General features: G+C 55.2%; 8 protein-coding genes. 7 read left to right on the top strand and 1 reads right to left on the bottom strand.

Features of this window, described 5'->3' with window-relative positions; all coding sequences use genetic code 11:
* The 4 genes from RT613_RS21370 to RT613_RS21355 form a co-directional block, all read left to right on the top strand.
* On the top strand, positions 1-2784 hold a 2784-nt coding region (locus RT613_RS21370), incomplete at its 5' end, for a hypothetical protein (RefSeq protein ID WP_313618396.1).
* Positions 2778-5114 (top strand): hypothetical protein, encoded by a 2337-nt coding sequence (locus RT613_RS21365; RefSeq protein ID WP_313618395.1) that lies wholly within the window; start codon positions 2778-2780, stop codon positions 5112-5114. The genes RT613_RS21370 and RT613_RS21365, both read left to right, overlap by 7 nt.
* A gap of 49 nt (positions 5115-5163) precedes the next feature.
* Positions 5164-6936: a hypothetical protein gene (locus RT613_RS21360; RefSeq protein WP_313618394.1), complete on the top strand. Its 1773-nt coding sequence runs from the start codon at positions 5164-5166 to the stop codon at positions 6934-6936.
* A gap of 4 nt (positions 6937-6940) precedes the next feature.
* Entirely contained in the window at positions 6941-7285 is a 345-nt protein-coding gene (locus RT613_RS21355; RefSeq protein ID WP_313618393.1) for a hypothetical protein, read from the top strand.
* A 62-nt stretch (positions 7286-7347) separates the two neighbouring features.
* Here the strand turns inward: RT613_RS21355 and RT613_RS21350 are convergent, their stop codons facing one another.
* Positions 7348-8064, bottom strand: coding sequence for an acyltransferase (locus RT613_RS21350; protein WP_313618392.1), 717 nt, complete (start codon positions 8062-8064; stop codon positions 7348-7350).
* Between the two features lie 532 nt (positions 8065-8596).
* Between RT613_RS21350 and RT613_RS21345 the strand changes: the two genes are divergently transcribed.
* The 3 genes from RT613_RS21345 to RT613_RS21335 all read left to right on the top strand — a co-directional run.
* Entirely contained in the window at positions 8597-9154 is a 558-nt protein-coding gene (locus RT613_RS21345; protein WP_313618391.1) for a TetR/AcrR family transcriptional regulator, read from the top strand.
* Between the two features lie 42 nt (positions 9155-9196).
* On the top strand, positions 9197-10414 hold the full coding sequence (locus tag RT613_RS21340) for an efflux RND transporter periplasmic adaptor subunit (protein ID WP_313618390.1): 1218 nt from the start codon (positions 9197-9199) through the stop codon (positions 10412-10414).
* A 9-nt stretch (positions 10415-10423) separates the two neighbouring features.
* A partial coding sequence (locus tag RT613_RS21335; RefSeq protein WP_313618389.1) for an efflux RND transporter permease subunit occupies positions 10424-11256 on the top strand: 833 nt, incomplete at its 3' end.

The raw sequence follows: 11256 nt of genomic DNA, 5'->3' as shown, positions 1-11256 counted from the left end.
GCCCGGTTAGGAGCAGGACAAGACATAAACTGGGGCGAAATTATTGCGTCTGGGCTTCCCCATGTAGCAAAAACTACATTTGATATCGGTAAAGCCACAGTAAAAACCTATAGAGATCACCGCAAAGCTGTCACTGCCGATCAAACTATTTCTGTGATAGATAAATTATCACAAAAAGCGCAGGGTCCTGACCTGCGAAAGCTCTCCCCCGAGGAGTTTGAGCGCCGAGTAGAACGGGCAACCAAAGGCACACCCGCGGAAAACATGTACGTGGATGCAAATACACTATCTAACATGCTGGAAACAAATGGTCGCGACCCCTATGAATTTACCGAGAAAATAGGCTTAACCAGGCAACAATTTGATGAGGCACGCAGCAGCGGCGGTGATATAAAAATTTCTACCGCCAAATTTGCTGGACGCGTAGCAGACGGCCCCGATAACGCAGCGATAAAAAAACACATGCGCTTTGGTCCCGATGACATGTCCCATGCGCAGGCACAAGAACACCTCAAAAACTTCGATAAATTACTTAGTGATGCTCGAATTGAGGACAAAAAGGCCAATCAAGCTGCCGAAACTAATGTGGTACCGAGTGACATTTCCAGCAGCGTTTCCCAAAGTAACGCGGCAACCTCCCCCTCAAGTGAAAAGCAGAACAATAACCCACAGCATAGTGTCGACAGGGAAACACGTACAACTGCCGACGCCGAGCGCGCCCGAAGAGTGGTGCGAGATCTGCTGCATGCCGCTAAAAACAAGCCAAGTGGCACAAACAGGAAAAAAAATGTCGGCCGTGCTGGTGACAGCGTAGTGCAGGCGGTACAGGATGCGACGGGGTTTGACATTTCAAATGCTCAACATTCTCTCAGCACCAAAACTATTCGTGACAGTCTCAACAACACAACACTCTCAGACACGCAATTACCTGTCACGAAGGCAGATATTCAGGTAATCCCTGACATAATATCATCAGCTGACCGAATAATTTCCGGCGGGAAGAATGAGCGTGGCCAGCCAATTATTGGCTATATCAAACACATGTCTAATGGCGAGACGCTTTATCTACAGCAGACACAGACCGGCCCGAAGACATTCACCGTTAACGCACTGACTAGATACGCAGTTAGTGAGGATCTTGACGCTGTTTCACAAACGGTGCTGTCCGATGTACGCGCTAAAACCGGTGACAACGTCAAAATGACGCCGGTCAAAAAAGGCGATGCACAACCGTTGCCCGGTGAAGACGGCAAAACTCATGCCCTGCCCCAGGAAAATGGTGATGTGCAACCCTTGCCTCAAGATAAAACCGGAGGCAAACGCGCATCCGCATCGGAAGGCCGATCTTTAGGGGGGATGGGAGCCGGTGGTATCACGGCTTTCTCCAGCGCTGGAATTGCAGGCGTAGTTGGTCAGTTCACCAATCATATCCGAGACATGGCCAACGAGGGCGAGCCGACGGCGGTGACAGCCATGGCTCAGCTGAATGACTGGTGGGGTCAAAGCGCGAAGAACGTTGCAGAGGCTGATGCACAAGCAATTGCTAACAACGACCTTGCCGTGACCGATGGCGCGACCATTCTTGCAACAGGGTCGGTCGATAGCGTTACAAAAACCGCGGCTGTAGACAGTGGCCTGCAGACACAGTTCAGTCGTGACTTTCAGACATACATGCTGGAAGGCCAGGTGCCCTCACCCGAACTTGCTGGCACATTTGAAACCGCTCGAAAGTGGTTGACGACGGCTTACGTGAACAGCGCAGCTGTTAACGGGAAAACCAGCCCTGAGGTAGCAGAAGTATTTAACCGCATGCTGGTCAGTGACGGCCAGCTTGAAATGGCGCGTCTGGACGCTGGTGAAAGCGGCCCTGTGTTTTCATCCGCAGAGGCCATGGGTCTTTCCCAGGCGGCATATGCCGATTTTACCGCCGCACGCCAGCGAAGTGAGGACGAAGCAAGTGCGGAAATGCTGCAAAGCGTAATGCAGCCGGTGCGGCGTGAACAGGACAAAGCCTATGCACAGGAGAAGGCAGCGGTTCGCACCCAGGTAGAAGAGCAGGTAAACACCGAGGGCCATTACCGGGCGATCGAGCTGATGAGCAACCGTCGTTGGCTTGGCGACGGTGTCGCGCCCGCGAACTTCGGGGACATCAGATTTGACAAGGCAATGCTGGTGGAGCGTTACGGCGATGAAATTCTGAATGTGCTGCCGCGTGGCAGCCAGACTGTTTACACGGATAAGGATGGTCTCGACCCGGATGATGTCGCCAGTATCTTTGGCTACAGTTCTGGCGATGAATTGCTGCGTCTTATGGTGATGGCGCCGAGCCGCAACGACCGAATTGACGGTGAGACTGCGCGTATCATGCGCGAACGCCATGGCGATCCGCTTTATGACGGCACCGCCGATCTGAAAGCCATGGACGCCATTCACAACACCAGCCGCGGCCAATGGCTGGAAACAGAGCTGAAAGCGGTCGGCCGCGTTTCCAAAACACCACAAAACTTGACGCTGAAAGACGCGCATATCTCGGCAAAGGCCACGATCTCTGACATGTCGGTGCAGGATGCGGCGGAAAGCAAGCGGTTTCTGGCCGCGGAGCGACGGGCTGCCGAAGAGGCAGAACGTCTGGCTATTCAACTGTCCTCCGCCCAAGCACCCGATGTCGCTGATGTGACGGCAACACCGGATGACAGTGTTTCCGGCGTGGCGACACCAGCAAAGCTGCAGACAAAAACGAGATTGCGACAAAGCTCTACACCGTCAAACGACGGCAGTTGCTGAACCACGCGCTTTACGTGGAAAGCCGCACCATCGCCCGCGAAGTGGAAGAGATGGAGGCCTATGTTCAAACCCTTGCTACACCCGAAGGGCGCGAGCAATTTTTCAATGCCCGCCAATATGACAACGGCCTTATCAACTATAATGACGCGCTGAACGACCTCGTGGCACGTTACGATTTGCCCTCTGTGGAAAGTGCCGAAACGGGATTTTCTGCCAGCAGGCAAACTGGACGGCTGGCCGGTTTTACCGGAGCGTTGGACGAGTACATCGACCAGATGAAAGCGGCAGGTCGCGAAAACGAGCTGGCGATAAGCGACAGCGTGGTTTCAGCCACGACACGACTATCCTACCGAAAGCTTCCGTTGCAGACGTTTCGCGATGTGATCAACAGCCTGAAAAACCTGGAACATAGCGCGCTTCGCGCCGGCAAACTGGTGGATGCCGAACAGACCAGGGATTACGAGGAAACCATTTCTCGCGTGTTGAGTGCCTTTGCCCAGACCAATGCCGACCCCATGATGGCGGGCGATGGCGGTACCGGCGCGGTTGGACACGGCAATCGCCCTCGCCCCTATTTTGATGCCGGCATGAATGCCGATGTCGCGTTACGGGAACTTGACGGATCACGCCACGGCAGTGATGTGCAGTCTGCCATCAAGGCACCAGTTGATGCGGCAATCACACGGTTGGCGGCACGCAAACAAAAGGCGGCGAGTGAGCTCGCAGCGCTTTATGACGTTTATTCGCCTGAGGAACGCCAGGATATGGCGCGTCGTGTGCATGTGCCACAGCTTGGTTATTCGCTTTCCAAATGGGACATGATTGCCGTTGCGCTCAACACCGGCACTGCAGAAAACCGCAAGCAGCTGATGGACGTCAACAACCAAGATGCCTTGAACCAGGCGCAAGTCAGCTCTGTTCTTGGATTTCTGGATGCGCGTGATGCGGACTTCATTCAATCTGTCTGGGATTATGCCGGGTCTTTCAATGCAGACATTGCTGCCCGCGAAACACGGGTAACCGGTGTTGCACCACAATGGGTGGAAGCAACCCCGGTGGTGATTGGTGGCAAAAAACTGGCTGGTGGTTATTACCCGTTGCGCGGCAACGGTGCAGATGGTGCACAATGGGTTCTCGCTGGACGTTTTGCCAAGGCGCAAACCGACAGCCACCATGGCAGCCAAGGCATGAATGAGGCCGCTTCCCCGGTCGAGTTTGATATGTCGGTTCTGCACCGGCACATCAATGAACTGGTGCATGATCTGGAGTTGAGCGAGGCCCTGTCAAACAGCCGCCGTCTGTTGCAGGATCAGCGTATTCAGATGGCTTTTATCCACACTGGCAAAGGTGCGGACCATGCCATGCTGCAGGGTTGGCTGCGTGATGCCGCAACCGGTGACATGGCACAAGCGGAGCTGGTGAGCAGCATGGCGCGGCTTTCCAAAGACAATGGGACCGCGACACGACTTGCCGGTGATCTCGGTGCTGCGCTTTCAGACAGTTCCAGCTTGTCATCAGCCATCTCTCTGATCGGCCACCAAGGCTTTGCCGACGGCCTACAGCACGTCATGCGACCTGGAGTGTTGAAACGCATTACCGCATTATCACCCTATATGGCCGCTCGGTTGCAGGCAGGCGATGGCAATCAGGCTGCAAAAGACGAACCGCTTGACCGGCTTGCCAGCTGGATGTCGCAAAGACTGCAATATCAAATGGTGGATGCGCCGGTGTGGCTGGCGGCGTATCAACAAGGGCTGCAGACCTCAGAAAAAAATGAGGCCAAAGCGATTTCCCATGCCGATACCATGGTGCAGCAGGCTGTGAACTCATCTGGCAAAGCTGGTGGAAATGGCGGCTCACCCAATCAAAAAGAGGTTCTGGCGCTGCTAACAGCACTTGGCAGTTTCATGACCGCCAAATCACACATGAACCAGAACAGGCAGGCTGAAGCAGACATGTTGACCACCGACCCTGAGGTCAATGGCATGTCACTAGCGATCGATCTCGTCTCACTGTTTCATGCCGAGGCAGTTTTGAGGGCGGCAGCGGGTTCAAATCCAGCCTCAGACAATGTGTCTGTCATGGAGGCCCTGCCCTTCATGCGTGACGGAAAGGATTCGACCGGCACAAGAAACCTGGCAAACCTCATCGGCAATACGGTCGACAACAAGCACTTGGAACAGCCAGAAATCGCGGCCATTCTCAAGGCAACGGCGCTGGCCCACGGTCTGCCCTTCACGCAAATTGCCGGCGTGGTTGACGCGCGTATGCAGCAGTTCAAGGGTCAAGGCGGTTCGCTGCTGGATTATCACGTGGCCAGATCAGCCTGATAACCTTCTCGCGCCTATGGTCGACAAAACATCAAAGGCGCGAGAAACAATGACCATACCCAGCGAAGTGAACCGCTCCGGCCCCTATAATGGCAACGGTGTCACCACCGCATTCGCATATCAGTTCAAGATTTATGACCCGCACCATTTGCGGGTCATTCGTATCAATGCCGATGGCAGCGAGATCGTGCTTGCCCACGAAGTCGATTTCACCGTGACCGGCGTGTCCGACGATGCGGGCGGCAATGCCGTTCTGACCGTCGCGCCTGAACCGACGGAGAAAATCGTGCTGCTGCGCGGTGTGCCGTTTACGCAGGAAACGGATCTCGAAAATCAGGGCGCATATTATGCCGAGACGGTCGAGGTTCGCTTTGACCTTCTGACCATGCAGATCCAGCAGCTGAAGGAACAGTCTGACCGTTCCATTCTGGCGGATTATGGCCAGTCCGGCCTCAAGATCGCAAACAATCTTGATGAGGGCGACACGCTGATGATGGTCGGCGGATTGCTGGGCAAAGGCCCCAATTCCGGCATGATTGTCAACGCCGCAGGTTATGCAGCTGAAGCCTACCAGGCGCGCGATGCGGCTCAAGGTCATGCACAGAATGCAGAGGCTTCATCCGTTGAAACGGCGAATTCCGCGGCGACTGCGGCGCAATGGTCCGCACGCGCGCAGGACTGGGCCGTCAAATTGGATGGGGTTGTGGATGGCACGGACCATTCCGCCAAATATTGGGCGAACCAGGCCTATCTGAATGGCGGCGTGCCGATTGGCACGATCATCGATGTTTACGGCAATGGCGCCACGACACCGCCGGGATATCTCAAGATTATTCCAGGGCTTGAAATCACGCCTGCCTATCCGGAATTGCGGACATGGGCCTTGGCCAATGGCTGGGCCATCAATGGTGCTGGCAACCCGGTATTTCCTGCCACGGATGAAGCACTGTTCAAACGGCAATGGCGCGCGTCGCAAACATTGCGAGATGCTGGGCGAGCATTTGGTTCGATTCAGGCAGATGCGTTTCAGGGGCATTGGCATATTCTTGAGAACTTCAATAATGGAAGCGCTGGCGGCACAGCAGCAAACCCAGGGGGAAGTAGCACCCCGATTTATAACAAAGTTCAGAATGCTATATCGGATGGTGTAAACGGTGTACCACGGACAGCCAACGAAACTCGCCCCACCAACATCACGGTCACCTGGTTTATCAAGGCCTATGATGCTCCGCTGGATACAGCGACGTTGGCAGCCAGCCAAATGGTCAATGACGTGGCTGACGCGCGAACCCGCGTAACAACACTTGAGACCACGAAGGCGTGGGAGCTTGTCGACGACACGGGAGAATTGATCAATGTCGCCGCTTATACCAGGACCGGGCTCGATGCCTTTCGCCAGATCAGGGTCAGCGGTACCCTTCGCCCCAGCACCAGCAATGTGGTTCCGTGTCTGTTGCTCAGCCCGGACAATGGGACGACCTGGATCAACTCCGGTTATTATATCTCGGCCAGCGGCATGATTGGCGTGAGTGCTGGATTTGATGGCGGCACATCAGGTGTTGGAGCAATGACACCCAGCTACCGCAGTCTTTCCAACACCTACGATCTCAATTTCGAAGGCATGATCTTCGAGTTCAACAAGGCAAAATCACAATCGAAATATTACACGGGACAGGCCGTGGGGGTTGATAGCGGAAACGCCTATTTCAGCCTGCTGGTGGGAGGGGCTCACGCCACTCCATCTGCGCTCAATGGACTGCGGCTCTATATGAGCTCCGGCAATTTCACTGGACGTCTTCTCGTCGAAGGCAGGAGGGGTTAAAAATATGGAAAAGACATATATTGATGGCGTTTTTCGTGAGATGACGGCCGGCGAATATGCAGAGTTCAGCGTTCTTCAGCAGCAAGCCCAACATGCACCAAAGCCATTTCTACCCATTGAGCCTGTGCCTTTCTGGAAAGCAGCACGGGACTTGCTTTCGCTGAAAAAGGCTGATGTCTACGCGGCCATTGAAGACCCTGACGAACGTTACCTTGCGGAACTCGATATTGAAGGACGAAAGTCTTATCGCCGCGATGATGCCATGGTGGTTCGGCTGTCAGAATTGTTGGATTTCCCGGCAGAACAAATGGATACCCTTTGGATTTACGTCCAGGAGCATTACGATTAGCCAATACGCCTTGTAAAACTGTCATTCGTTGAAAAGCGATGTTTCACTCTGGGGTGGACGCTTCAGGGCGCCGCCGCAGAGGATGACGGCTTTCTGCACATGGTCTTTGACCAGGACTGGAAGGGAGCCTCAACAAATCTTTGGCAGATGTAAGCCAGCAAAATGGCCGCCGGTACTGACAGGTACAGGCCAAGCAAGGATATACACATTGAATGGATCAGATAGAGAGAAAAGCTGACCTTGCCAATGAATGTGAGCGGCTTGAGGGACAACACCCTTTCTGGCCAGCCGTTGTGATGACCGTCTATAATAACGATGGCAGTGACGACAGCAAATACCGGACCGCTCCACGACCCTTCACCGACGATCAGTTGCATTGCCAAGGCAAAAAGCGCAGCGAACAAATACCGTTGGTTTTTCAGGCTATCCCGGACGTGAAAAGCCAGAACGCCGCACAAAAATGCGTAAGCGCGCCATGGCAGCGTGTAATGTCTGAACTCAAAATAGTCACCACCGATCAGCTTAAATCCTCCGTATAACACGGAGGGAATAGCAAGTATGACGGTGACCAATGTTACAGCTGCAACGCTGCGCCTGATCGCCATAATCAAAAACGGGACGACCGCGTAGAACCCCATTTCAACTGCAATCGACCACTCAACCGAGAGTATGTCGTTGGCGTATCGAGGGTAGAGCACATTCAAAAATGTAAAGTGCGAAATGATGGATGCGGTGGGCGGCCACGCCTCCGGTTGGCGCAGCAGAATGCTGACAACCAAAGGTCAGAAAATACATTGACGCGATCCGGAAAAACCGCCTGACATAAAAAGCCTTCCAGTTGTAATCGAGCCCTTCGAAGGCGCGAGAGGCGGACAGGCAAATGACATAGGCAGAGGCAACGAAAAATATCGTGACGCCGTATTTTCCGTGGTCCGCGAGTGAATTTCCGATATCGCCAAGCGATCAAAGCCCCCAACCGCCAGCATGGATCATGAAAACCAGCAGTATTGCAACGCCACGAAGGCCGTCGAGGTAACGAATTTTGCCCATGCGGTTTCGTTATCCGGTGTTTTGACGTGCAGCAATTGCAATTCAGCAAAATAAGAAGTTTCGGCTACCGCTATAAGCGCTTGCGCAGAGACTTGAAGGGCAAGCAGCCGTGCAATCCCACTTCGTCAACAGCAGCTTCAGGCAACTGAACACGGAAACATTACAGTGACAGGTGATTATTTCTATACGAACGGTCGTTTTTTTATTGCATTTAAACACGATCGTTCGTAATTAAAAAAACTCATTCATCCGGAGACTGCCGTGGGCCGTACCAGAAAAATAAAGAAAGACGATATTCTCGACGCCGCGGAGCGCGTTGTCGTGAAGCTTGGTGCGTCCGGTCTTTCCATCGATGCCGTGGCGCAGGAAGCGGGCGTCAGCAAATCGACTGTCGTTTATGACCACAAGTCGAAAAGTGCCTTGCTTGAGGCACTGATCGACCGCCGCATGAACATGGAGCTGGAACGGCAGTCTGCGGCCGTTGAAGCAGCGGCAGACGCCCCTCACCCGGAGCTGTTTGGGCGTATCACTGCCGCATCACGCGTGGTGGACGATACCGAGCGTGCGGTTGCGCTTGCGGTTTGTGCATCCGTATCCTCGGAAGAAAAAATGCAGCAACGGATGCGCAAATGGACAACGGACGACCTGAAGGCCATGGCGTCGGGTCCCAAACCGCAGGCGGCGCTGATGTCCTATCTGGCGCTTTCCGGCTTTTTCATCACCGAACTCTTCGGTTTCCATCAATGGAGCCCCGAAGACCAGTCAAGAATTCTCGAAGGTGTGCGAATGATTTACACATCCTACCCCGAAGAGACGTAATTTGCGGCCGTAAGGCCTGATCCCGACATTGAAGGAATTTTCATGTATCGCAGCATCGATTTGCCGCGCCTGAAGGCGTGCCTTATTGCCACTACGTTTTTTGCCCTCTCCGCCACAACAACCCTCGCGCAGGAAGGCATGCCGCCACCGGCCGTTGCCGTGCTGAGCCTTGAGGCGCACGCCATTCCTGTTGTCAACGAACTGCCCGGCCGCGTGGCCGCAACCCGCGTGTCCGAGGTTCGCGCCCGCGTTTCCGGCATCTTGCAGGAGCGGGTTTTCGAGCAGGGAACGCTGGTCAAGCAGGGGGACGTGCTTTACCGCATCGACCCGAAACTGTTCCGCGTGCGCGTTGCCAGCGCCGAGGCTTCCCTGCGCCGCGCCGAGGCAACCCGAGACAATGCCAAGGTGCAGCTGGCCCGACAGACCACCTTGCGCGAACGCAATGTTGCCAGCGGCGTGGAATATGACACGGCTGCCGTCAATCTGGCACAGGCCGAGGCCGATGTTGCCCTTCAACAGGCGGCACTGGAAGAAGCCAAGATCAACCTCGAATATACCGAGGTGCGCGCGCCAATCACCGGCATTATCGGCGGTGCGCTTGTGACCGAAGGTGCGCTTGTAACGGCAGATGGCGCTTCCAATCTCGCCCTCATCCAGCAGATCGACCCGGTCTATGCTGACTTTACCCAGTCGGCTCAGGATCTTCTGGCCCTTCGCCGGGCGGTCAGTGAAGGCAGGTTGGAAAGCCCGGCACCGGATCAGGCCAGTGTCGAGTTGGTGTTTGATGGCGGTGATGTCTACGGCGAAAAGGGCAAGCTGCTGTTTTCCAGCGCCAGTGTGGATTCCACCACCGGACAGGTTACCTTGCGTGCCGAATTCCCCAATGCCAGGGGTGATCTGCTGCCCGGCATGTATGTTCGCGTCAAGGTCGAACAGGCGGTCCGGCAGGACGCAATCACCATTCCGCAACGGGCGGTGCTTCGCAGCGCTGATGGCAAGGCGCAGGTCTATGTGGTTGGTGCCGACAACACCGCCAAAATTCGTGAGGTTGAGCTGGGCAATGCCATTGGCCAGGAATGGGTGGTCGAAAACGGTTTGAAAGCAGGCGAAAAGGTCGTGGTTGATGGCGTGCAGAAACTGCAGCCGGACACCAAGGTTGCTCCAGAACCATGGACACAAAACCAGGAGCAGGCCGATAGCGCCTCTGCGCCGGAAACGCCAACCCCGGCTTCCGCAGCCCCAGCAACCTCTGGCCAGTAAGGTAACAAGATGGCACAGTTTTTTATCAGCAGGCCGGTGCTTGCCTGGGTGTTTGCCCTGTTTATCTCCATTGCGGGCATCATCGCCCTGCCCTTTCTTCCCATTGCGCAGTACCCCAAGGTTGCGCCACCACAGTTGACCATTTCCACCTCCTATCCCGGTGCGTCTCCGCAGGAGATTTACCAGGGCGTGACACGACAGATCGAGGAGGAGCTGAACGGCGTTTCCGGCATGATGTATTTCGAGTCCACCTCGGATACATCAGGTGCCGTCAGCATCACCGCAACCTTCGAGGCCGGCACCAACATCAACCAGGCATCCGTGGACGTGCAAAACGCCATACGGCGCGTGGAATCCCGCCTGCCTTCTGCGGTAACATCGCAAGGTATCAATGTCGAAGAAGCCGCCTCGGGCTTCCTGATGATGGTGACCCTCACCTCTACCGATGGCAGCATGGATGCCGTGGCGCTTGGCGATTACCTGAACCGCAACGTCATGGGTGAACTGCGCCGTCTTGATGGCGTGGGGCGTGCCCAGCTGTTTGCCGCCCAGCGCGCCATGCGCGTGTGGATAGATCCTGACAAGATGGTTGGCCTTAATCTAACCGCATCAGATATCAATGCCGCCATCACCGCGCAGAATGCGCAGGTTGCCGCCGGCCAGATCGGCGCGGCCCCCAACCCCGTATCGCAGGACTTGACAGCAACCGTTCTGGTGCAGGGTCAGTTGTCCGATCCGAAGGCCTTTGGCGAGATCATCCTGCGCGCCAATCCCGATGGCAGTTCCGTGCTGCTGAAGGATGTGGCCCGTGTTGAACTGGGTGCGGAAAGCTACAACTTTTC

This window comes from Agrobacterium sp., from assembly GCF_032092815.1.
GTDB lineage: Bacteria > Pseudomonadota > Alphaproteobacteria > Rhizobiales > Rhizobiaceae > Agrobacterium.
Note: the sequence above shows the minus strand (reverse complement) of the source record. Positions and strands in the feature narration are given on the sequence as shown.